Here is a 22,001-nt window from a genome sequence, read left to right on the forward strand (position 1 = left end):
GCGGAGCGACTGCGGGCGGGGTCAGCGGCTGACGAGCAGGCCCCGCCCGCGCAGCACGCGCCGCTCCAGCGGGCTGAAGATCAGCAGGTCGATGGCGATGCCGACGCACAGGATCAGCAGGATCGCCAGGAACACCTGCGGCATGCTGCTGTTGTTGCGGCCGTTCTCCAGCAACTGGCCGAGTCCGACGCCCAGATCGGGCGAGGAGGCGATGATCTCGGCGGCCATCAGCGAACGCCAGGAGAACGCCCAGCCCTGCTTGAGACCGGCCACGTAACCGGGCAGCGCGGCCGGCATCACGATGTGGCGGGCGCCGCGCAGTCCGGTAGCGCCCAGGGTGCGTCCGGCGCGCAGGTACAGCGGCGGGATCTGGTCGATGCCCGCCACCAGGCCGTTCGCGATGGACGGGACGGCGCCGAGCAGGATCACCGCGAACATCATCGAGTCGTTGAGGCCCAGCCAGATCACGGCGGGCGGCACCCAGGCGACCGACGGCAGCGACTGCAGACCCGACAGGATCGGGCCGATGGCCGCCCGGACGAAGGACACCCGCGCCACCAGCAGTCCGAGCGGGGTGCCGATGGCAAGGGCGAACAGGAAGCCGAGCAGGCCGCGTGAGACGGACGTCCAGATGTACTCGAGCAGCGTGCCCTGGAGCCAGGCCGCGCGCACCTCGCCCCATACGTCGGAGGGGGAGGCGAGCTTGTACGGGGGCGCGACCTCCGCCCAGACCAGGATCTGCCACACCACCAGCACCAGCGCGACGGCGGTGACCGGCGGCAGCACCTTGCGCAGCAGCGTCTGACCGATCGGGGTGCGGACCGTCTGCGTCGCGTCCAGCGCGTCGAGGCCCGCCTCCAGCCCGGCGAGGTCGTCCGGGTCCTGGGGTGCGGCGGTCCTCTCCGTGACGCCGGCGGCTTTCTCAGTGCTGGCCATGTCGGCGGATCTCCCCACGCAGTTCTTCGGTGATCTCGGCGGACAGCTCCGCGACCGCGGCGTCCTCCAGGCGGCGCGGCTGCGGCAGGTCCACCGTCCACTGCCGGGCGATACGGCCCGGCCGGGACGACAGCAGGACGACGCGCTGGGCGAGCCGCACCGCCTCGCGCACGTTGTGCGTCACGAACAGCACCGACAGGCCCGTCTCCCGCCAGATGCGGGTCAGTTCGTCGTGCAGCACGTCCCGGGTGATGGCGTCGAGCGCGGCGAACGGCTCGTCCATCAGCAGCAGCCTGCTGTCCTGGGCGAGAGCGCGGGCGAGGGCGACGCGCTGGCGCATGCCGCCGGACAGCTCGTGCACCCGCTTGCCGTGCGCGTCCTTCAGCCGCACCAGCTCCAGCAGCCGCTCCGCCTCCTGGCGGCGCTCCGGCTTGCCCACCCCGCGCAGCTTCAGGGCGAGTTCGATGTTCTTGCCCGCGGTCAGCCACGGGAACAGGGCGTGCTCCTGGAACATCAGGGCGGGCCGGCCGTCGGTGCCGATGGCGCCGGCGGACGGCCGGTCGAGCCCGGCGACCAGGTTGAGCAGGGTGGACTTGCCGCACCCCGAGGCGCCAAGGAGGGTGACGAACTCGCCGGGTGCGACATCGAGGGTGATGTCGTCCAGCACGAGCTGCCGTCCGCCCGGGGCGCCCGGAGCGGGAAAGGACTTCGAGACGTGCTCGACCCGCGCGGCGTACCGAGCCGTCGTGGTGTCCTCGGCCGTCCCGGCCGTCGTGGTGGCCATGGTCGTCACCTCCTGGGGTGTGCGTCGGGGTGCGGGCGTGATCAGCCGACGCCGAGACCGGCGTCGTCGACCTCGGGCTTGCCCTCGGCCTTGAGGACCTTGTTGAGCGGCTTCAGGTCGTAGATGCCCTTGAGGCTGGGCTTCTCCAGCAGGCCGGCCGAGACCGCGTGCGAGGCCTGGGCGTCGAGGGTGGAGGCCAGCGGGTCGTCGAGGAAGGTGATGGACTCCCACGCCGGGTCGAGGACCTCCTCCGGCAGGGCCTTGCCGGACAGCTTCTCCAGCGCCTTGTTCGCGGACGCCTTGGCCTCGTCCGGGTTGGCGTTGATCCACGCGTTGGTCTTCACCGAGCCGCGCAGCACGGCCTCGACGACGTCCGGGTGCTCCTTGAGGAACTTCTGCGACACGATGATGTTGGTGATCACGAACTTCTTGTCCGGCCAGATCTCGGACTCGTCGAGCAGCACCTTCGCGCCGTCCGCGACCAGCTTGGACGCGGTGGGCTCGGGCACCCAGGCGCCGTCGATCGAGCCGGACTTGTAGGCGTCCGGGGTGATCTTGTTCTCGGTGCGGACCACGGACACGTCGCCCTTGCCGCTCTGGGCGTCGACCTTCCAGCCCTTCTCGGCGATCCAGTGCAGGAAGGCCACGTCCTGGGTGTTGCCGAGCTGCGGCGTGGCGATCTTCTTGCCCTTGAGGTCGTCCAGGGTCTTGATCTTGTCCGGGTCGACCACCAGCTTCACGCCGCCGGAGGCCGAACCGCCGATGATGCGCAGGTTCTTGCCGGCCGACTTGGTGTAGCCGTTGATGGACGGGGAGGGGCCGATCCAGCCGATGTCGATGGACCCGGCGTTCAGCGCCTCGATCTCGGACGGGCCGGCGTTGAACGTCGACGGCTTGATCTTGGTGCCGCCCAGCTCCTTCTGGAGCAGGCCCTCCTGCACGCCGACCAGGGCAGTGGCGTGCGTGAGGTTCGGGAAGTAGCCGATCTTCACCTCGGAGGCGGAGAGCTTCTTCGCGTCCGCCGCGACCTCCGCCTGCGGGGCGTCGTCCTCGGCGTCGGAACCGTAGCCGCAGGCGGTGAGCAGGAGCGGGAGGGCCGCCAGGGCGGCGGCGGTGCGCAGGATGGTGAGCGGTCGTGCGGCAGACACGGAGGTGTCCTCTCGGGAAAAGGGTGGTTCGGGACGTTGCCGGCGTACGGGCGTGAGCCCAGGGGCGTGCGCCCGCGCGGCCGTCGGGCCTGCCTCGCGGGGACGGTCGGCGGCCGCGGAACGGTGTGCGGTGCGGAGCGAGCGGGGTCGGAGGGGCGCGGCCGGACGCGGGTCCGGCGGGGCCTCAGACCGGCCGACAGATGGCGCTGGACGTGCGGCCGAAGTCGATGTGGCGGCGCGAGGTCAGCAGGAGGCGTGCGGCGACGTCGTACGGACGCGCGGTCATGGCCACCCCCTGTGGATCCCTAGTTTTCCTACCTGGCTGCTAGGGATCGTGGCAGAAACCAGCCCCTACCCCAAGGGGCAGCTCATATGATGGACGCCAATCGCTCACATGGTGAGAAATGCCTGGTCGGCGGCTGGAATCAGGGATTCACCCAGGCCTTCGGGGTGTCCGCCAACGCGGCCACCCCGGCGGGGAGTTGGGACGACGCCACATCGGCGAGGGAGACGCCCTCCAGGATCTGGCGCACGTTCGACCGCAGCGCGATCCACAGCGGCAGCAGCGACTCGGCAGGACCGGAGTACGACAGCTCGGGCGGCCGGACGCCGCGCACCGAGACCAGCGGACCCTCCACGACCCGGATGACGTCGGCGATGCTGATCGCGTCGGCGGGCTTCGCCAGCCGGTATCCGCCGTTCCCGCCGCGCTGGCTCACCACGAGCCCGCCCCTCCGCATGTCGTTGAGGATGCTCTCCAGGAACTTGTGCGGGATGTCCTGAGCGTCGGCGATCGCCTCGGCCTTGAGCGGCCCGTCGTCCCCGGATGACGCGAGTTGCAGCGCGGCGCGTACCGCGTAGTCCGCCCTGGCTGAGATCCGCATGCGGTCATTATCCCGTACGGCCCGTGCCGCCCTCCACCCGCGGTCGGCGGCGAGGAGCCGGAGGTCAGCCCAGTGCCTGCACGGCGTGGAGGACGCCCACCGCGGCGGCGAGGGAGCCCAGCAGCAGCCGCAGCCCCGTCTCGGGCAGGCGCGGCTGGAGCCGCGCCCCCAGATACCCGCCGATCAGCCCGCCCAGCCCGCACGCCAGCCCCAGGTACCAGTCCGGGGCCACGTCGCCGGTGCCCGCCAGGGACAGCAGCGCGAAGGTGCCCGCGCCCGCCACGGACGTCACGAAGGTCGAGGCGAGCGCCGCCGGCGCCACCCGCGCGACGGACATGCCCCGCCCGACCAGCAGCGGCCCGAGCAGCGAGCCCCCGCCGATGCCGTAGACCCCGCCGACGACGCCGACCGCCAGGGCAAGACCGGTCACGGCGCGCGGCGACGGCTCCGCGTCCCGGGCCGGAGGGGCGGGCATGAGTGTGCTCCGGACCAGCCACAGCCCCAGCGGCACGAGCAGCACGGCGATCAGCAGCCGGAAGACGGTGGCTCCCGGCACGGCGAACACCCGCACGCCGGCGCCCACGACCACCCCGGGCAGCGCCCCGCTCACCAGACGGCGGGTCAGCGGGGTGTACAGCAGGCCCGTGCGGTGGTGCCGCAGCAGCGCGCCGGGTCCGGCCACCACGTTGTACAGCAGGTTCGTCGGCGTGACCGCCGGACTCGGCACCCCCAGGACGCCGAGCTGCACCGGCAGCAGGAACACCGCCCCGGACACCCCCGCCGGCGTGGTCACCACGGAGACGACCAGCCCCGCGGCCAGCCCGGCGATTCCGGTGGACCAGGTCACGGCACCTGCCTGGGAAAGGGCCCGCAGAAGTCAGGCGGGCAGGACGAACGGGGGGTGGGCGCCGTTGAGGAAGTAGTCCCCGACGTCACGCAGCCGGTGCGCGACGGGCTCGTACAGGGTATGCGTCCGGGCGTTGCGCCAGAAGCGGTCGAAGCCGAGCCGCGCGGACGCCGAGCGCGGGCCGACGATGTCGAGCGCCCGGGTCGCGGACTCCTGCGCCGCCCGCGACGCCGCGGTCTCCGCCATGGACACCAGCGCGGAGATGTCCGCGTACTCGTCGTACGTGAGGTCCTCGCCGCGCTCAAGACCCCGTCGCACGGCGTCCAGGGCCTGGTCGCACAGCGCGGATGCGGACCGGGCGAGCACCGTCAGCTCGCCGTACGCGGTGAGCGTCTGCGGGTCGTCGGGCGCGCCGGCGGACGGGACGGGCGACCAGGTGCGGTGCCCGGCCCTGCTGTACTCGCGCACCTCGGCCAGCACCCCCTCGGCCATGCCGAGCAGCAGCTGCACGGAGAACAGCCGGCCCACGGGCGCGGCCAGGGCGGCCCGCGGGACCAGGTGGTCCTCGTCCGCGGACAGCGAGCCCAGGACGTCGTCCGCGCCCACGGCCACGTCGTCGAACTCCACGCTGCCGCCCCCCGCGAGCCGCAGCCCGAAGGTGTCGCCCGCCGCGTCGACCACCACGCCCCTGCGGCGCGGGTCCACCACGACGGCCAGGGGTTCACCGGTGTCCTCGCGCACCGCCCGCACGGCGAGCCGGTCGGCCACCAGCACCCCGGTCGGATAGCTCTGACGGCCGCCGAGCACCAGCCCCCGGGACGAGCGGGACAGTGTCAGCGGCGGGTCCTGCGGGGCGAAACCGCCGCCCCAGCACCACTGTTCGGCCGCCGAGCGCTCAGCCGTCCGCAGGGCCGTCTCCGGGGCGCCGAAGAACCGGGCGCTCCACGACAGGAAGTAGTGGGAGCCGAGGAGCTGCCCTATCGCGCCGTCGGCCGTGGAGATCTCCCGGACCACCGCATACGCCGTGTCCCAGTCCACGCCCGCGCCGCCCGGCCCGGCCGGGGTGAGCAGGGTCAGCAGTCCCGCCTCGCGCAGCCGGGACACCTCGTCGACCGGGGCCTTGCCGGCCTGTTCCCTGACCACGGTGTCCGTGGCCAGGTCGTCCGCCGCCTCGCGGGCCACGCGCAGCCAGTGCGCCCGTCCGTGCGCGACGGGTTCGGCCGGGGGTGCGGGGCGCGTCGGCGCGGCGGCAGGGCACATGGCGGTGCTCTCCTCAGGATCGGCCGCAGGGTGCGGCGTGGGGGCTGTCCTGCTGGTCGGGGACGTACTTGTAGCCGATGGACCGGACCGTCACGATGCGGTGCCGGTGGGCGGCGCCCAGCTTGCGGCGCAGGCGGGCGATGTGGACGTCGACCGTGCGGCCGTCGCCGACGTGGTGGTAGCCCCAGACGGCCGCCACCAGCGTCTCGCGCGACTGCACCAGGTGCGGCCGCCGCACGAGGTGCGCCAGCAGTTCGAACTCCAGGTACGTCAGGTCGAGTTCACGTCCGTCGACCTCGGCGGTGCGCCGCGCGGTGTCGATCCGGACGGCGTCGTCCGCCGGCTGCCGCGGGGGCGGCGCGGTCGCGCCGGCGGTCACCTCCGCGGTCATGTCGGCGGCCACCAGGCGGAACTCGGGCCGCGGCCGGTCCTTCACGAACAGGTCCAGGGGGTCGGTGCCCTGAGGGACCAGCAGGAGGTAGCCGACGAGCGGCGGGGACGCGGGGTCCTCGGCGTCCTGCCGCACCCCGTCGGCCACCAGGTGGAGGTGGCGCGTGTCGGGCAGCGGACGGAGCGAGGCGGTCGGGTGCGGAAGTGCCGTGGTCATGGCGGTAGTCCCTTGTGACGGTGTCGGGTCCCGGCGGACGCGGGGGTGGTGCGTACGAGCCGGGAAGGGGGCCGGAGTGCGCGGCCGGCGTGCGGGCCGCGCGTTCAGGCGCGACAGCAGGCGGCGCTGACGACGTGACCGAAGTCGACATGCCGACGACGTACGAGTCGCAGCTGCACAGGGGACATGCCCCTCATGCTGCGCACCCCCGTGAACACCGTCAAGCTTTTCCTAGTAAGTCTGTAGGAAAAGGGGGGAACGTCTCACATGCTGAACGCGCGGGACCGTTCCCCGGGACCTGAGGATGCGCGAGGGGCGCGCTCGCGGGGACCTGACGGAGCGTTGACACCCGCGAACGGCGCGTGCTTGCATCCCGCCATGCCGCCGCTGGAGCCCCTGACGCGCCGCCGCACCGTGGACCTCGTCCGCGTCGCCGCCGCGCTCTGTCGCCTCCCCGGCTGAACCGGCGCGCCCCTCCGCCCTTTCGGGACCACCGTCCGCCGCCCGCCGCGTTCCCGGTCTCCCTCCAAGGCCCTACGCCTTCCTCAAGCCCTACGACGACGAGGACCCCTGCCATGCCCTCATCCGCCGCGACCTCATCCCGCCCCGACGAGACCGCCTACGACCGGCACCGGCTGCGCCAGTGGCTGGCCGGCGAGGCCAGGGCGGACGGTGTGAGCCGCCGCCGTCTGCTCACCTTGCTCGCCGCCGCCGGAACCGCCGGCGCGCTGCCCCTGTCCGCGCCCGTGCCCGCCCGCGCCGCCGACGGCGACACCATCGTCAAGCCGCTGCCTCCCGAGACGTTCGTCCGCCACGGCACCAACGCCGAGACCCGCTGGGAGGCCCTGCGCGGCATCGGCCACCACACGCCCAACGACCTGTTCTTCGTCCGCAACCACACCGCGACCCCGCGCATCGGCGCGGACGACTGGCGGCTGAGACTGTGGGGGAGCGGCCTGCGCGGCGGCCCCGGCGAGGACAGGCCCGTCGAGTTCGGCTACGACGACCTGCGCCGCCTGCCGTCCGTCACCCGCACCGCCTTCGTCGAGTGCGCCGGCAATGGCCGCAGCGGCTTCACCACCCAGCAGGGCGAGACCGTCTCCGGCACGCCCTGGGGGCTCGGCGCGATCGGCGTGGCGCGCTGGCGCGGCGTCCCCCTGTCCACCGTGCTGCGCCGCGCGGGCCTGTCCCCGTACGCCGTCGACGTGCAGCCGCGTGGTCTGGACGCCGAGTACGTCAGCGGCGGGGAGAGTCTCGGCCGGGTACGGCGGCCGCTGCCGCTGTCCAAGGCCCTGCACGACGTCGTGCTCGCCTACGAGATGAACGGCGAGCCGCTCCCGCCCGACCACGGCCACCCGGTGCGGGTGCTGGTGCCCTCCTGGGTGGGCATCGCGTCCATCAAGTGGGTCGGCGACATCGAGGTGTCCGCGCAGCCGCTGTTCTCGCCGTGGAACACCACCTTCTACCGGCTGTTCGGACCCGGCCACCCCGAGGGCGGCAGCGCGCCGCTGACCCGGCAGACCCTGAAGAGCGCCTTCGAGCTGGCGCGCGGCGCCACCTTCCCGGTGGGCCGCGGCCAGGTGCTGACGGGCCGTTCGTGGTCGGGCGCCGGCCCGGTCGACCGGGTCGACGTCAGCACCGACGGCGGGGCGAGCTGGCGGCAGGCCCGCCTGCTGGAACGCCCGCGTCCCGACACGTGGACCCGGTGGTCCGTCACCTGGAAGCCCCGCACCCGCGGCACGACCCGGCTGCTGGCCCGCGCCACCGACACGGCGGGCCGCACCCAGCCCGACGTCTCGGTCCACAACACACAGGGCTACCTGTTCGACGCCGTGGTGCGGCACGAGGTGACGGTGGTCTGACCTGCACGGACCGTCTCCCGAGGCCAATGGTCCCCGCGCCGCCGCTCTCACCTGGTGAGACGCTTCGGTGCGGGGGCCGTCGGTCCTCTTGACGCGGGCGGAGTCTGCCTTGAGACTCCTGTAGGGAATCCTAGTGAATCGGTAGGGAACGCGATGGGCCGTGCAGCTCCTGACCTCGGCGGGGACACCGTGCGTGTCGCCCTCGGTCAGCTGCCCCTGCTGACGTCCCGGCTCCACATCGACCTCGCGCGCGTGTGCAGCGCGGCGGGCTCCGCGGACGACGCCGTCCCCACGCGCCTCTGACACCCCCCTCTGTCACACCCTCTCCGTCCCCGACACCGCATCCCGGCCGGGCCCGACGGCCCCCGCGTGCGCCATGCCACGCCCGTACGCCCGTCACCGAGCACCCTGGGAGACGTATGTCCGCCACATCCCCGACCTCCGCCGAGCCGCCGTTCCGGAGCAGGATCGGCGACGACCCGCGCAGCGGGTACTACGCCGCACCCCACCGCTACCGCCTCCACCTGTCGCTCACCTGTCCCCACTGTCTCCAGATCGCGGTCACCCACAGCCTGCTCGGCCTCGCGGACGTCCTCCCCGTGACGCTCCTGCCCGCCGTGCCCGACGCCCCCGACGGCGGACGCCGGGCGCTGCGCCCCCTGTACGAGGCGAGCGCGCACCTCTACCCGGGCCCGGCCCTCGCGCCGGTCCTGCACGACAACTGGACCGGCACCGTCGTCAGCACCCACGCCCCGGACATCGTCCGCGACCTGGCACGGCGGTTCGGCGGACACGGTGACTGTCTGCTCCCGCGCGAGTCCGACGAGGCGTTCGCGGCCGTCGAACGGCTCTGCGAGCAGGGCGTCAACGCGACCGCCCAGCGGGCCGGGCTGCACGGCGGCGACCGCGCCGAACGCGACACCGCGCTCGCCACGCTGCTCCGCGCGCTGGACCTGCTCGAACTGCGGCTCGCCTCCCAGGAGTACGTCCTCGGCGACGACCTCACCCTCGCGGACGTGCGGCTGTGGGTCACGCTGGTGCAGCTGGACACCGTGCACCGGCACCACCTGGACGCGTCTGCGGTGCACCGCATCACCGAGCACCCCCGGCTGTGGGCCTACGCCCGGCGGCTCACCGCGCACCCCGCCTTCGGCCCGCACCTCGACCTGGACGGCATCGCCCGCCGGCACCACGCCCACTGCCGGGGCACGGAGGCGGCGGGCGCGGCGGTGCCGATCATGGACTGGCCGGCGTACATCGACCGGAGGACGCCGGAACCGACCCGCCGCCCCGTCTGACGCCGGGCGCGGCGGCGTACGTCAGGCGGCCCGGCGCTGCCCGGACCTCCGCCCGGAGCACCGGTGCCGCCTCCTTCGCCGCACAGGCCTCCGGGCGGGGCGCGGGGCCGCGCCTTCCTGAGCGCGAGCAGCAGGGAGAACGGCCGGCCCTGCGGACGGGCCTGGCGTGTACGGGTCCAGGGCCGTCGACGGCGTCCACCGCGCGAAGCCGGACGTGCCCGTGGTCGCCGGGACCAGGGCGCGTACCGGCGCCGGAGGCGTGCTCGGCTCGACCGGAGCCTCCGCCGGAACCGCGGAGGTCCCCTCGCTCACCCGCGACAGCAGCACCACACCCCACGACGCGAGGCCGGCGCCGAACAGGCCGAACGCCACGCCGGGCAGGCCGCCCCGGAGGTGTTCGCCGAGGAGCCCCAGGCCGATCACCGCCGCCGCCAGCGGGTTGGCGAGCGTGACCATCGCCAGCGGGGCCCCGAGACCGCCCCGGTACGCGGTCTGCGCGAGGAGGAGGCCGCCGGCCGAGAACACGGCGACCAGCAGCGCCACCCCGATCACACGCGCGCCGAGCAGCGGGCCGGTGCGGTCGGTCACGGCGACCGTCACGGTCTGGGTGAGTGCCGAGGCGACCCCCGACGCGATGCCCGACGCGGTCGCGTGCCGCAGGCCGGGACGGGAGCCGGGCCAGGACAGCAGGCCGATCAGGGACGCCGTGCCGCCCGCGACGGCCAGCGCCTCCGGCACGCTCAGCACGTCGTCCGGCGCCGGTCCGGACGCCGTCGTGAGGAGCGCCGCCAGACCGGCAAGGGTGAGTGCCGTGCCCCGCCACTCGACCGTGCTCACCGTCCGCCCCGCCATCCATGCCCCCAGCGGCACGGCGGCCACCAGGGTGAGCGCGCCCAGCGGCTGGACCACCGTCAGCGGGCCGTACTTCAGGGCCACCACGTGCAGCAGCGCGGCCGCCGCGTTCAGACCGACCGCACCCCACCAGGCGCCGCTGCCGAGCAGCCGCAGTGCCCCGCCGCCGGAGCCGCGGGTGGCCAGCCGGGCCTGCGTCACGGCGGCGAACGCGTAGGCGACCGCCGAGACCAGGGAGAGCAGGACGGCCACCAGCAGGGCGCTCATCGGCCCGCCCCCACGAGGGCCCCCGGACGCCTGGGCCGGGGGACCGGTGCCGGCGCGGGGGCGTGGCGGGGCCGGCGCACGACAGCGAGCGCGAGCCCCACCAGGGCCGCCGCCGCGAGCGCGTCCAGCCAGAAGTGGTTCGCCGTTCCCACGATCACCAGCAGGGTGACCAGCGGATGCAGCAGCCACAGCCACCGCCGTGCCGACCGCGTCACGGCGATCAGGCCGATCGCCACCATCAGCGCCCAGCCGAAGTGCAGCGACGGCATCGCGGCGAACTGGTTCGACAACTGGTCGGCGTCGGGCGGCCCGTAGACCGACGGCCCGTACAGCCGCGCGGTGTCCACCAGTCCCGTCAGCGGCAGCAGCCGGGGCGGGGCCAGCGGATACGCCAGGTGCAGCACCAGCGCGGCCGCGGTGACCGCCGCCAGCGCGCGCCGGGCCCAGACGTAGTGCCCCGGGCGGCGCAGGTACAGCCAGACCAGGAAGGCCGCGGTGGCCGGGAAGTGGACGGCCGCGTAGTAGGTGTTGGCGAACTGGACGAGCGCGTCGCCGTGCAGCAGCGAGGACTGCACCGCGCCCTCCCCGGGCAGATGCAGCGCCCGCTCCAGGTCCCAGACCTCACGGCCGTTGCGGTACGCCTCGGCGGTGTGGCCGGCCGCGAGCCGGCGGCCCAGCTTGTAGACGAGGAACAGGCCCGCCACCAGCAGCAGTTCGCGGACGAGCGGCGGCCGGTCGCGGGTACCGGATCCCGTCGGCTCGGGTTCCTCGAACTTCTCGCGCGCGTGCATGCCCCCGGTCCCTTCGCTGACGGTGGTGCGTGTCGTGGTGCAGGCGGAGCTGCTGACTCGGGGACCGGGTCCAGCTCATCGGTGCGGACCAAGATCGATACGCGAACGTACCGATACGCGTCCGTACCGATACGCCAGTGTACCGATACGCTTCCGTACCGGTACACTCGAGTATCGATTGCGTACGACACACTCCGCCGAGGGAGAGGGAGCCGAACCGATGACGTCGCAGGACGCGGACCGACCGGGACCGGCCGGTGCCTCGCGCCGCTCCAAGATCACGCCTGAGCGGGAGCGGGAGTTCTTCGACGCCGTGCTGGAGCAGATCCGCACGTGCGGGTACGACGCCGTCACCATGGAGGGCGTCGCCGCCAGCACGCGGTGCAGCAAGTCCACCCTCTACCGGCAGTGGCGGACCAAGCCGCAGTTCGTCGCCGCCGCCCTCCGGTCCAGCGCGCGGCAGCGGTTCGCGCTCATCGACACCGGCACCCTCGCCGGGGACCTGCGCGAGGCCGCGCGCTGCGCGGGGGAGTGGTCGCCGAAGGACACGACGCTGTTCCAGGCGCTGGGACACGCGGTCCAGCAGGACCGGGAACTGGCGCAGGCGCTGCGGGAGGCGCTGGTCGACCCGGAGATCGCCGCGCTGAAGGAGATCCTGCGGCGGGGCGTCGAGCGCGGGGAGGTCGACGCGGACAACCCGGCGCTGGAGTACGTCCCGGCGCAGATCTTCGGGGTGCTGCGGGCCCGGCCCGTGCTCGACGGGTGCAACGCCGGCCCGGACTACATGCTCCGCTTCGTCGAGGCCGCGGTGCTGCCGGTGCTCGGACTGGAATGAGACCCGGGCCCCGCCGGTCATGGGGACGACCGGACGGAGGCCCGACCGCGCCGCACCGTGGGGACGGGGGCGGCGCACCACCCGGCCGGGTGGGACACCTCTTGAGCGGAGGGGTGCCTCACCCGGCCGAACTACGTGGGACGCCGGCGGGTCGTCAGACGTCCTGTCCGTTGCCTCGGCCGCTCTTGGCGACCTCGATCCCCTCGGTGATCTCGTCGAGGATCTTCTGCTGCTGGTCGACGTCCACGCCGAAGCGGACGACCACGATCTGGTCCGGACGCGAGGGGGACGGGAACGCGAGGGACTGCACGAACCCGTCCGACCCCTCCTGTGTCACCGCCTTCCAGCGCACCAGGTACCCCTTCTGCCCGGCCACGGTCACCGCCTTCGACGCCAGCACGTCGTGCGAGGTGATCCGCCCGTACGCCTCGCCGCCGTAGCTCTCCTCGGCGTTCGCGGAGATGTCCGCCTTCGCGACCTCCTCCGCGGTGTCGCCACGGGTGCCGAGCACGAGGGCCGGCGCCGAGTACACGCCGCCCTTGACGCAGGACTTCGAGGTGTCGCCGGGGCAGTCGTAGGACTCCTTCGACGTGAGCGAGGCGCCGACCTGCAACTCCTCGCCGTACCACCCGTCGGGCACGGGGAGGCTGATCCCGCTGAGCGAGTCGGTGACGGATCCGCTCTCGACACGGCGGGAATCGTCGCCGCCGTCGCCACCCCCGTCGCCCTCACGATCGGGCGCGCCGTCCTCGGGCGCTCCCCGCCCGTCGTCCTGCCCACCGCGCTGCTGAGAGGTGGCGGTACTCCGCCCGCCGTCGTCATCGGTGAGGGCGTACACGCCCACCCCGATGCTCGCCAGCACGGCGGCGGCCACGGCGACGGCTATACCGATCCGCAGCCGGCGCCCACGCGGGGACGGGGGCGGTGAAGGGTGGACCGGGTAGGCCGGGTGCCCCCCGCCGAGGGTCTCGACGGGCCCCCAGGCACCGCCTTGCGTGGCGCCGGGGCCGCCGTGACCGGGGATCGGCCCGGCGGCGGCCGGCCCCACGGCGACCCAATCACCGGCTGACGACGCCGGGCCGGCCGGACTCACGTCCTCCTGCACGGCGCCGATCTGCCCCTCGACCGCCTGGGCCTCACCGGCCTGTCCTGCGGCGGCCCGCCCCCTGGCAGCCTGGCCCCGGTCGGCCCCGCCTTCGGGCCCCGGCCCGGCATCGGCCTGCCCTGCAGGACGCTGCGTCACATCAGCATGGCCCCCGGCCGCCTGTGCCGCGCCGACGTGGCCCGCGTTCTCGGCCGCGTCAACCTGACCAGGGGCGGCTTGCCCGGAGGCAGCCTTCTGCGCACCGGCCGCCCGGCCTTCGGCCTGGTTGCCGGCCGCAGTGCCCACGCCGGTCCCCGCCCGCGGGGTGGCGTCCTGCTCCGGGCCGGCCGGGCTCGCGCCGGCCTGCCCTCCGGCGGTGTGCTCCGTACCCGCCGGCTTCGTGGCACCAGCGTGCCCCGCGTCCGCTCCCCCCGCCGCAGTCCGCCCCGCAGGGGTGCCCTCCGCAGGGGCGTCGCCCCCAGGGCCCTGCCCCGGAGCCTCCTCCACCCGCCCCCCAGGGGCACCCGCGTCCGAGTCCCCGCCCCCTTCCGGCGTCGCCGCGCCGGGGGCCAAAGCCGTCGGACGGATGCGGGCCGTCCAGGCCGTGCCGTCCCACCACCGCTCCGTGGGCGGGCCGTCTTGTTTCTGTCCGGGGTCGGGGTACCACCCGGCGGGAGTCACCTGCGTCATACCCCCACCGTATGAGGCGTCGGTGAAAGGCGGATGAGAGAGGGCGCCGCCGGACCGCAGGCGGTCCTTACCCGCTCCGCGCCACGCCCGTCAACAGGCCGTAAAGGGACACCTGTTGACCGACGGGTCCCTGGTGAGGGGCGGGCCGCGTCGACTCACGGTGCCCGGTGTCACTCGTCACGGCAACACGTGGCGCGACCGGGCTCCGCTCGGCCGGACGGAGGACTACGCTCGGGTCCGGTACGTCATTCGGGCGACTCGGGGAGGTAGCAGGATGACGGAGGCACGGCCCCCGGCGGCACCCTCGGCCGCCCTGTGGGAGCGCGACGAGGAACTCGCCGCCATCGAGGAGGCCGTCGACGTCCTGTGTGCCGACCGCCACTCGCCCGGCACCTTGCTGGTGCTGCGCGGCGAGGCGGGACTCGGCAAGACCGCCCTGCTCGCCGAGACCCGCCGCATCGCCGAACGGCGCGGCTGCACCGTCTGGTCCGCCCGCGGCGGCGAGACCCTGCGCACGGTGCCGTTCAACGTGGTGCGGCAACTCCTGCAGCCCGCCCTGGTGTCGATGCTGCCGGAGGAGGCACGCGAGTACCTGGGCGACTGGTACGGCATCGCGGGACCCGCACTGGGCATAGCCGAGCCCGGCGACGGGCAGGCCGACCCGCAGGGCGTGTGCGAGGGCCTGGTCGCCGCCGTCCGCCGGCTGGCCCGCCGGGACTGGCCGCTGGTGCTGCTCATCGACGACGCCCACTGGGCCGACCAGGAGACCCTGTACTGGCTGGCCGCGTTCGCCGGACGCCTCGCCGACCTGTCGGTGCTGGTCGTCGTCGCCCGCCGCCCCGGCGAGGTCAGCGGTGTGAGCGCCCGTCACCTGGACGCCGTCGCCGAGGCGGCCGGACGCCCCGTCACCAACCTCAGCGCCCTCACGCCCGAGGCGGCGGCCGGACTGACCCGCGCCACGCTCGGGGAGAACGCGGACGCCGCGTTCTGCCGCGAGGTGTGGGCCGTCACCGGCGGCAACCCGTACGAGACCGTCGAACTCCTCGCCAAGGTGCAGGACTCCGAGCTGGACCCGGTCGAGGCGCACGCCGGCGAACTGCGCGAGCTCAACCGCTCCGCACGCGGCGGCGGCCTCGTCGCCCGCCTGGAGGAACTCGGCATAGACGCCACCCGGTTCGCCTGGGCGGCCGCCATCCTCGGCGACGGCATCACCGTCGACCTGGTGGCCCAGCTCGCCACGCTCGGCCCCGACGAGGCGGCCCGCTGTGCCGAACGCCTGCGCGGCGCCCGCATCCTGGCGGTGCGTGAGCCGGCGTCCGCGGGACCCGTCGAGCTGGAGTTCGTCCACCCGCTGATCGCGACCGCCGTCTACAACTCCATCCCGGACGCCCTGCGCCGCGCCATGCACGGCATCGCGGCCCGTATAGTCACCGACTCGGGCCGCGGCGCCGCCGCGGCCGCCCGCCACCTCCTCGAAGTGCACCCGGACGACGACGAGGAACTGGTCTGGCAGCTGCGCGAGGCCGCCCGCGAACACCTCGCCGTCGGCGCCCCGGACGCCGCCCGCCGCTGCCTGGAACGCGCCCTGGAGGAACCGCCCCGCCCCGAGGTCCACGCGCACGTCCTCTACGAACTGGGCAGCGCCACCTTCCTCACCGCGCCCGCGCGCACCATCGGCCATCTGCGCACCGCCCTCGGCATGCCGGGCCTCGACGGCGACCGGCGGGTCGACGCCGTGATCCGCCTGTCCCAGGCGCTGATGCACAACGACCAGATGGAGGAGGCCGTCCGCACGGTCGAGGCGGAGGCCGCCCGGCTGCCCGCCGGACCCGCCCGGATGCGGCTCCAGGCCGTGCGGTTCATGTGGGAGGGCATCCACGCCGGCGAATCCCTCACCCCCGGGCGCTCCGAACGCCTCGCCGAGCTCGCCGCCACCTGCACCGGCCGCGACAACGCCGAGCGCGCACTGCTCATCCTGCGCGGCTTCGACGCCATGATGCGCGGTGAGAACGCCGAGGAGATCGCCGAGACCTGCGACCGCGCCCTGGTCAACGGCCGCCTCGCGCCCGGCCTCGGCTGGACCGACAACGGGTGGGGCGTCGAACTGCTGCTGATGCTGGCCAGCTCCTACGCCTACACCGACCGCCTCGACCGCGCCGAGGCCCTCTACAGCGAGGCCCTCCAGGCGTACGACACGGCGGGCTGGGGCGGCGGCCACCTGGTCCTCGCCCACGCCTACGTCGGTCTCGCCCACCGCAGGCGCGGCAGACTGGAGGCGGCGGAGAACTCCCTGCGCGAGTCGCTGCGCCTCGCCGAACGCGTGGGCCGCGGACTGCCGTTGTACTGGACGGCCACCTGCAACCTCGTCGACACGCTGCTCGCCCGCGGCCACGTCGACGAGGCGTGGGCCATGGCCGAACGGCACGGCTTCGCCCCGCCCTACCCGTCCACCGTCGTGCTGCCCGACCCGGGTTCCGTGCGCGGCCGGCTGCTGCTCGCCGTGGGCCGCGTCAAGGAGGGCGTCAACGAACTGGAGGCGGCGGAGAAGGCCGCCGCCGCGCGCGGCCACCACAACCCGGTGCACGTCTTCGCCGCCGCCGACCTGGCCCGCGCCCTCGCCACGGAGGACCCCGCCCGGGCGGCCCGGCTCGCCGTCGACGTCCGCCGCCGCGCCGAACGCCTCGGCACCGACACGGCGATAGGAGAGGCGCTGCGGGTGGCGGCCGCCCTGGAGACAGGGCAGCGCGCGGTGCGTCTCGCCTCCCAGGCGGTCACCTACCTGGAGTCCTCGCCCTGCCAGTACGAGCACGCCGCCGCCCGTATCGAGTACGGCGTCCTCGCCCGCTCCGTGCCCGACCTGGAGCGGGGCGTGGCGCTGGCCCGCTCGTGCGGCGCGGACGGTCTCGTGAAGCGGGCCCAGGCCGAACTGGCCACGGGCGTCGGACGCCGGTGACCGCCCGGAGCGCAGCCTTCGCCGACGCCCTCAGCGAGCGGACGTCAGCAGCACCCACACCGGCCCCGCCGCCACGTTCACCGGGTCCCCGTCCGGCGAGGTGAGCGATGTGCCGTCCTCGGCGGAGGGACGGCTCCAGGAGGCCGGGTAGGCGCGCCCGTCGCGCAGCACCGTCGCCTTCCCCGAGCCCACGGTCTCCGTGTACGGCGTGTTGTTGCCGAGGAAGTCGCGGAAGCCGGAGCTGCGTACGGTCACGTCCTGCACGACCACCGTGGCCGCCGTCAGCCGGTCTCCGTCCCGGGTGTTCGCGGGGGAGCCGTCCATCGACACCTTCCAGTTCCGGTCGGCGTCCGACCAGGTGAAGGTGAAGCGGGCGGCCGGGAAGCGCACGGTGACCTCCTCCTCGGGCGTCCCGCCGGAGGGCGCGGGACCCTCGTGGAAGCCGGTGGTCAGCGCGGCCTTGCCGGGTGGGTCGTCCAGGACCCGGTCGGGGCGGAGGTACAGGTTGTGCGGGGCCGCACGCCCGGAGTCCCGGGTGAAGGCGTCGGCCTCCGACTGCGGGTCCACCGGGGTGAGCGGCGCCTCGTCGATCAGCGGCAGCAGCTTGCTCTGGGCGCCCGAGAAGGCGAGCAGGGGCTCGTCGAACTGGCGCAGCAGCTCCAGGTCCGACTCACGGGCGCTGCGTACAGGACCCACCGACTCGGGCAGCCGGGTGGCGTACACCGCCATCAGCCGGCTCAGTCCGCCCTCCACCTGCTCGGCGTAGACCACGTCGGCCGCGTCGAGTCCGGACGGTGGCCGCGCGGCCGGCGCGTTGTCGATCTTCACCGCCAGGACCGGCGGGCGCCCGTCCCCGTCCCGCGTCGCCCCAGGGGACTCCCGCGGCCCGCGGCCGTCGTCCGACCCGCCCGACGTGCAGCCCGCCGCCAGTCCTGCCGCCAGCAGGGCGGCCAGCAGCACCCCGGCACGCCTGCCGCCGCGCCGTCGCCGCGCCCCTCGTTCCGTGCCCACCGTCGCCACCGGCCGTCCTCATGCATCCGTTGTTTCGATTGTGCGCTTTTCCGATCGTCTACGCGCCTGCCCGACGTGACGGGAATCCGCGCGGTGGAGTCCGCCGATCGGCCCAGCGATCGGCGGTTCGGCGTCCCGCGCCTCGGGTACCCGGGAGCGACCGCACGGGCGGCGCACGGAGCCGTACGGCGTGACACACCGGCCGGCACGGAGGGAGCAGGCGGCGATGAAGGCACTGACCTGGCAGGGGAAGCGGGACGTACGGGTCGAGACCGTCCCGGATCCGAAGATCGAGGAGCCGACGGACGCGATCATCCGCATCACCTCCTCCGGACTGTGCGGATCCGACCTGCATCTGTACGAGGTGCTCACCCCGTTCATGACCCCCGGCGACATCCTCGGCCACGAACCGATGGGCATCGTGGAGGAGGTCGGCGCGGGCGTCCCCGACCTCCAGGCGGGCGACAGGGTCGTCGTGCCCTTCCAGATCGCCTGCGGCAACTGCTGGATGTGCCTGACCGGGCTGCCCACCCAGTGCGAGACCACCCAGGTCACGGCCGAGGGCATGGGCGCGCCCCTGTTCGGCTACACCCGGCTGTACGGTGCGGTGCCCGGCGCCCAGGCCGAGTACCTGCGGGTGCCGCAGGCCCAGTTCGGCCCCATCAAGGTGCCGGAGGGCCCGGCGGACGACCGCTTCGTCTACCTCTCCGACGTGCTGCCCACCGCCTGGCAGGCCGTCGCCTACGCCGAGGTCCCCAAGGGCGGCAGCGTCGCGGTGCTCGGCCTCGGCCCCATCGGCGACATGGCCTGCCGGATCGCCCAGGTCAGGGGCGCCGGACGGGTGTTCGGCGTGGATCTGGTCCCCGAGCGGCTGCGGCGGGCCAAGGCACGCGGGGTGGAGACGTTCGACCTGCGCTCCTTCGACGACGAGAAGGAACTCGTCGAGGCGATCCGCGACCAGACCGACGGCCGGGGCCCCGACGCCGTGATCGACGCCGTCGGCACCGAGGCGCACGGCAGCGCCGCGGCCCGCATGGTGCAGAACGCCTCGGCGCTGCTGCCCCGCAAGATCAGCGGCCCGATGGCCGAACGCTTCAGCGTGGACCGGCTCGCCGCGCTCTACACCGCCATCGAGCTGGTCCGCCGCGGCGGCACCATCTCCCTCTCCGGCGTCTACGGCGGCATGGCCGACCCGATGCCCATGCTCACCCTGTTCGACAAGCAGGTGCAGATGCGCATGGGGCAGGCCAACGTGCGCCGCTGGAGCGACGAGATCATCCCCTACCTCACGGACGAGGACCCGCTGGGCGTCGACGACTTCGCCACCCACCGCGTGTCCCTGGACGAGGCGCCCGAGGCCTACGACATGTTCCAGAAGAAGCGGGACGGCGCGGTCAAGGTGCTGTTCCAGCCCTGAGCGACGGCCCCGCAGGCTCCTGTGCTCACGGCCCGCCGAGGATCTCCGCGAGGTCGTAGCGGACCGGCTCCTCCAGTTGCGCGTACGTGCAGCTCTCCGGGTCGCGGTCGGGGCGCCAGCGGCGGAAACGGGCGGTGTGCCGGAAGCGCTGCCCGTTCTCCATGTGGTCGTACGCGACCTCCGCCACCCGCTCCGGCCGCAGCGGCACCCACGACAGGTCCTTCTTGCCCGTCCAGCGGCTCGGCGCGCCGGGCAGCCGCGCCGAGGCGTGCGCCGCCTCGTCCGCCCAGGCCGCCCACGGATGGTCCGACACGTCCTCCATCCGCAGCGGCTCCAGCTCCTCCACCAGCTCCGCGCGCCGCTTCATCGTGAACGCGGCCGACACGCCCACGTGCTGGAGGGCGCCCTCCGCGTCGTACAGGCCGAGCAGCAGCGAGCCCACCACAGGGCCGCTCTTGTGCAGCCGGTACCCGGCGACCACCACGTCCGCCGTGCGCTCGTGCTTGATCTTGAACATGGCCCGCTCGTCCTGGCGGTACCGCAGGTCCAGCGGCTTGGCCACCACCCCGTCCAGACCCGCGCCCTCGTACTGCTCGAACCAGCCTTGCGCGACGTCCACGTCCGTGGTCGCCGGCGCGACGTGCACCGGCGGGGTGACGTCCCGCAGCGCCCGCACCAGCAGCTTCCGGCGGTCGGTGAGCGGCACGTCCAGGAGGGATTCGTCCGCGAGGGCCAGCAGGTCGAACGCCACGAACGACGCCGGGGTGCGCTCGGCGAGGGTCCGTACCCGGGAGTCGGCCGGGTGGATGCGCTCCGTCAGCGCGTCGAAGTCCAGGTGCCCGTCGCGGGCGATGACGATCTCCCCGTCCACCACGCACCGCTCGGGCAGCCGCTCCCGCAGCGCCTCGACCAGCTCGGGGAAGTACCGGGTGAGCGGCTTGCCCGTACGGCTGCCCAGCTCCACCTCGTCCCCGTCCCGGAACACGATGGCCCGGAAGCCGTCCCATTTCGCCTCGTACTGCATGCCCGGCGGAATCTTCGCCACCGACTTGGCGAGCATCGGCTTGACGGGCGGCATCACCGGGAGGTCCATGGGTCGACTGTAAGGACGGAGGCGGTGGTACGCGCCTTGAGGACGCGGCACCGTGGTGCCTGCGGCACCCTTCCGGCGGGCCTCGGTTTCGGCGCCGTGCCTGCGGGTCACGGGTGCCTCGGATCGTCGTGTGCCGGGTGCGGGCCGGCGGGGGTTGGGCGCGCAGTTCCCCGCGCCCCTGAGGGGCGTCGCCGTCCCCAGCGCCGTGCCTGCGGCTGACGGGGTGCCTCGCGAGTCGTGTGCCGGGTGCGGGCCGGCGGGGGCTGGTCGCGCAGTTCCCCGCGCCCCTTCGGGGCGCGTCCGGTGTGCGGGCGCCGGCGCCCGCGCCTACCGTGGCCGCATGGGTGATGCGGTGGAGCTGGAGGTCGCAGGCCGGACGGTGCGGCTGTCCAGCCCGGACAAGGTGTTCTTTCCGGAGCGCGGCTACACCAAGCTGGACGTCGCCCGCTACTACCAGGCAGTCGCCCCCGGCATCCTCCGCGCCCTGCGCGACCGCCCCACCACCCTCCAGCGCTACCCGGACGGCATAGAGGGCGAGTGGTTCTACCAGAAGCGCGCCCCCAAGGGCATGCCCGACTGGATCCCCACCGCCCATATCACCTTCCCCAGCGGCCGCAGCGCCGATGAGATGTGCCCCACCGAGGAGGCCGCCGTGGTGTGGGCGGCCCAGTACGGCACCCTCGTCTTCCACCCCTGGCCGGTGCGCCGCACGGACGTCGACCACCCCGACGAACTGCGCATCGACCTCGACCCGCAGCCCGGCACCGACTACGACGACGCCGCCCGCGCCGCCCACGAACTCCGCGCCGTCCTCGACGAGTACGGGCTGCGCGGCTGGCCCAAGACCTCCGGCGGCCGCGGCCTGCACGTCTTCGTGCCGATCGAGCCGCGCTGGACCTTCACCCAGGTCCGCCGCGCCGCCATCGCCGTCGGCCGCGAAATGGAACGCCGGATGCCGGAGAAGGTCACCATCAAGTGGTGGAAGGAGGAGCGCGGCGAGCGCATCTTCGTCGACTACAACCAGACCGCCCGCGACCGCACCATCGCCTCCGCCTACTCGGTGCGGCCCAGCGCGCACGCCCCCGTCTCAGCGCCGCTGCGCTGGGACGAGGTGGGCGTCGCCCACCCGGAGGACTTCGACATCACGACGATGCCCGCGCGCTTCGCCGAACTCGGCGACGTGCACGCGGACATGGACGACCACGCCTTCTCGCTGGAGTCCCTGCTGGAGCTGGCCCGGCGCGACGAGCACGACCACGGGCTCGGCGACCTGCCCTACCCGCCCGAGTACCCGAAGATGCCGGGCGAGCCCAGCCGGGTGCAGCCGAGCCGGGCCAGGAAGCCGAAACCCACGGCCTCCTGACCCGGCCCGTTCACCGGGA

Annotated in this window: 20 protein-coding genes and 1 pseudogene; 7 read left to right on the top strand and 14 right to left on the bottom strand. The window is 74.0% G+C overall.

Annotation, left to right across the window (positions count from 1 at the left end):
• Positions 1-21: 21 nt before the first annotated feature.
• The 8 genes from AY578_RS28535 to AY578_RS28565 form a co-directional block, all read right to left on the bottom strand.
• Complete coding sequence (locus AY578_RS28535; RefSeq protein ID WP_258906041.1) at positions 22-936, bottom strand: ABC transporter permease; 915 nt, start codon at positions 934-936, stop codon at positions 22-24.
• Complete coding sequence (locus AY578_RS28540; RefSeq protein ID WP_019525019.1) at positions 923-1,720, bottom strand: ABC transporter ATP-binding protein; 798 nt, start codon at positions 1,718-1,720, stop codon at positions 923-925. Before AY578_RS28540 ends, AY578_RS28535 begins: the two co-directional genes overlap by 14 nt.
• A 41-nt stretch (positions 1,721-1,761) precedes the next feature.
• A complete protein-coding gene (locus AY578_RS28545) occupies positions 1,762-2,868 on the bottom strand; it encodes an aliphatic sulfonate ABC transporter substrate-binding protein (RefSeq protein ID WP_019525018.1) in 1,107 nt (368 codons plus the stop codon).
• Between the two features lie 184 nt (positions 2,869-3,052).
• Positions 3,053-3,154 carry a putative leader peptide gene (locus AY578_RS33935; RefSeq protein ID WP_019525017.1) on the bottom strand — a complete coding sequence of 34 codons (102 nt, stop codon included), beginning with the start codon at positions 3,152-3,154 and terminating at the stop codon, positions 3,053-3,055.
• Positions 3,155-3,293: 139 nt separating this feature from the next.
• Positions 3,294-3,752, bottom strand: coding sequence for an RrF2 family transcriptional regulator (locus AY578_RS28550; protein WP_019525016.1), 459 nt, complete (start codon positions 3,750-3,752; stop codon positions 3,294-3,296).
• 64 nt (positions 3,753-3,816) lie between these two features.
• On the bottom strand, positions 3,817-4,599 hold the full coding sequence (locus tag AY578_RS28555) for a sulfite exporter TauE/SafE family protein (RefSeq protein ID WP_028961062.1): 783 nt from the start codon (positions 4,597-4,599) through the stop codon (positions 3,817-3,819).
• A 30-nt stretch (positions 4,600-4,629) separates the two neighbouring features.
• Positions 4,630-5,859 (bottom strand): acyl-CoA dehydrogenase family protein, encoded by a 1,230-nt coding sequence (locus AY578_RS28560; RefSeq protein WP_136239547.1) that lies wholly within the window; start codon positions 5,857-5,859, stop codon positions 4,630-4,632.
• Positions 5,860-5,872: 13 nt separating this feature from the next.
• Positions 5,873-6,466 (bottom strand): winged helix-turn-helix domain-containing protein, encoded by a 594-nt coding sequence (locus AY578_RS28565; RefSeq protein ID WP_161231467.1) that lies wholly within the window; start codon positions 6,464-6,466, stop codon positions 5,873-5,875.
• Between the two features lie 575 nt (positions 6,467-7,041).
• On the opposite strand from AY578_RS28565, the gene AY578_RS28570 reads away from it, so the two are divergent.
• The 3 genes from AY578_RS28570 (at position 7,042) to AY578_RS28580 (ending at position 9,626) form a co-directional block, all read left to right on the top strand.
• The gene (locus AY578_RS28570) at positions 7,042-8,328 is read left to right on the top strand and encodes a sulfite oxidase (protein WP_258906048.1); all 1,287 of its coding nucleotides are present in this window, start codon (positions 7,042-7,044) and stop codon (positions 8,326-8,328) included.
• Between the two features lie 153 nt (positions 8,329-8,481).
• Positions 8,482-8,631, top strand: a complete 150-nt coding sequence (locus AY578_RS28575) for a hypothetical protein (RefSeq protein WP_019525010.1) — start codon at positions 8,482-8,484, stop codon at positions 8,629-8,631.
• Between the two features lie 116 nt (positions 8,632-8,747).
• A complete protein-coding gene (locus AY578_RS28580; protein WP_258906049.1) occupies positions 8,748-9,626 on the top strand; it encodes a glutathione S-transferase C-terminal domain-containing protein in 879 nt (292 codons plus the stop codon).
• A 21-nt stretch (positions 9,627-9,647) separates the two neighbouring features.
• Here AY578_RS28580 and AY578_RS28585 read toward each other — a convergent pair whose 3' ends face one another.
• Together AY578_RS28585 and AY578_RS28590 are read right to left on the bottom strand one after the other, a co-directional pair.
• On the bottom strand, positions 9,648-10,745 hold the full coding sequence (locus tag AY578_RS28585; RefSeq protein ID WP_161231464.1) for a DMT family protein: 1,098 nt from the start codon (positions 10,743-10,745) through the stop codon (positions 9,648-9,650).
• Positions 10,742-11,536 (bottom strand): phosphatase PAP2 family protein, encoded by a 795-nt coding sequence (locus AY578_RS28590; protein ID WP_037954186.1) that lies wholly within the window; start codon positions 11,534-11,536, stop codon positions 10,742-10,744. The genes AY578_RS28585 and AY578_RS28590 overlap by 4 nt, the downstream gene beginning before the upstream one ends.
• A 220-nt stretch (positions 11,537-11,756) precedes the next feature.
• On the opposite strand from AY578_RS28590, the gene AY578_RS28595 reads away from it, so the two are divergent.
• A complete protein-coding gene (locus tag AY578_RS28595) occupies positions 11,757-12,371 on the top strand; it encodes a TetR/AcrR family transcriptional regulator (protein WP_019525006.1) in 615 nt (204 codons plus the stop codon).
• Between the two features lie 154 nt (positions 12,372-12,525).
• Here AY578_RS28595 and AY578_RS28600 read toward each other — a convergent pair whose 3' ends face one another.
• Together AY578_RS28600 and AY578_RS28605 are read right to left on the bottom strand one after the other, a co-directional pair.
• Complete coding sequence (locus tag AY578_RS28600; RefSeq protein ID WP_370879124.1) at positions 12,526-13,419, bottom strand: hypothetical protein; 894 nt, start codon at positions 13,417-13,419, stop codon at positions 12,526-12,528.
• Between the two features lie 645 nt (positions 13,420-14,064).
• Positions 14,065-14,145, bottom strand: a pseudogene (locus AY578_RS28605) (DUF2510 domain-containing protein); the annotation flags it as partial.
• A 274-nt stretch (positions 14,146-14,419) separates the two neighbouring features.
• Here AY578_RS28605 and AY578_RS28610 point away from each other — a divergent pair.
• Positions 14,420-17,098 (top strand): ATP-binding protein, encoded by a 2,679-nt coding sequence (locus AY578_RS28610; protein WP_028961057.1) that lies wholly within the window; start codon positions 14,420-14,422, stop codon positions 17,096-17,098.
• A 30-nt stretch (positions 17,099-17,128) separates the two neighbouring features.
• On the opposite strand, the gene AY578_RS28615 is transcribed toward AY578_RS28610, so the two are convergent.
• Positions 17,129-18,118 carry a DUF3048 domain-containing protein gene (locus AY578_RS28615; protein ID WP_028961056.1) on the bottom strand — a complete coding sequence of 330 codons (990 nt, stop codon included), beginning with the start codon at positions 18,116-18,118 and terminating at the stop codon, positions 17,129-17,131.
• Positions 18,119-18,335: 217 nt separating this feature from the next.
• Between AY578_RS28615 and AY578_RS28620 the strand changes: the two genes are divergently transcribed.
• Positions 18,336-19,526 (top strand): zinc-dependent alcohol dehydrogenase, encoded by a 1,191-nt coding sequence (locus AY578_RS28620; RefSeq protein ID WP_019525002.1) that lies wholly within the window; start codon positions 18,336-18,338, stop codon positions 19,524-19,526.
• A gap of 25 nt (positions 19,527-19,551) precedes the next feature.
• On the opposite strand, the gene AY578_RS28625 is transcribed toward AY578_RS28620, so the two are convergent.
• Positions 19,552-20,619, bottom strand: coding sequence for an ATP-dependent DNA ligase (locus tag AY578_RS28625; protein ID WP_028961055.1), 1,068 nt, complete (start codon positions 20,617-20,619; stop codon positions 19,552-19,554).
• A gap of 340 nt (positions 20,620-20,959) precedes the next feature.
• On the opposite strand from AY578_RS28625, the gene ligD reads away from it, so the two are divergent.
• Positions 20,960-21,982 (top strand): non-homologous end-joining DNA ligase, encoded by a 1,023-nt coding sequence (ligD, locus tag AY578_RS28630; protein ID WP_028961054.1) that lies wholly within the window; start codon positions 20,960-20,962, stop codon positions 21,980-21,982.
• Positions 21,983-22,001: the final 19 nt, after the last annotated feature.

It is taken from the genome of Streptomyces thermocarboxydus (genome assembly GCF_024760485.1).
GTDB classification, from domain to species: Bacteria; Actinomycetota; Actinomycetes; order Streptomycetales; family Streptomycetaceae; genus Streptomyces; species Streptomyces cellulosae.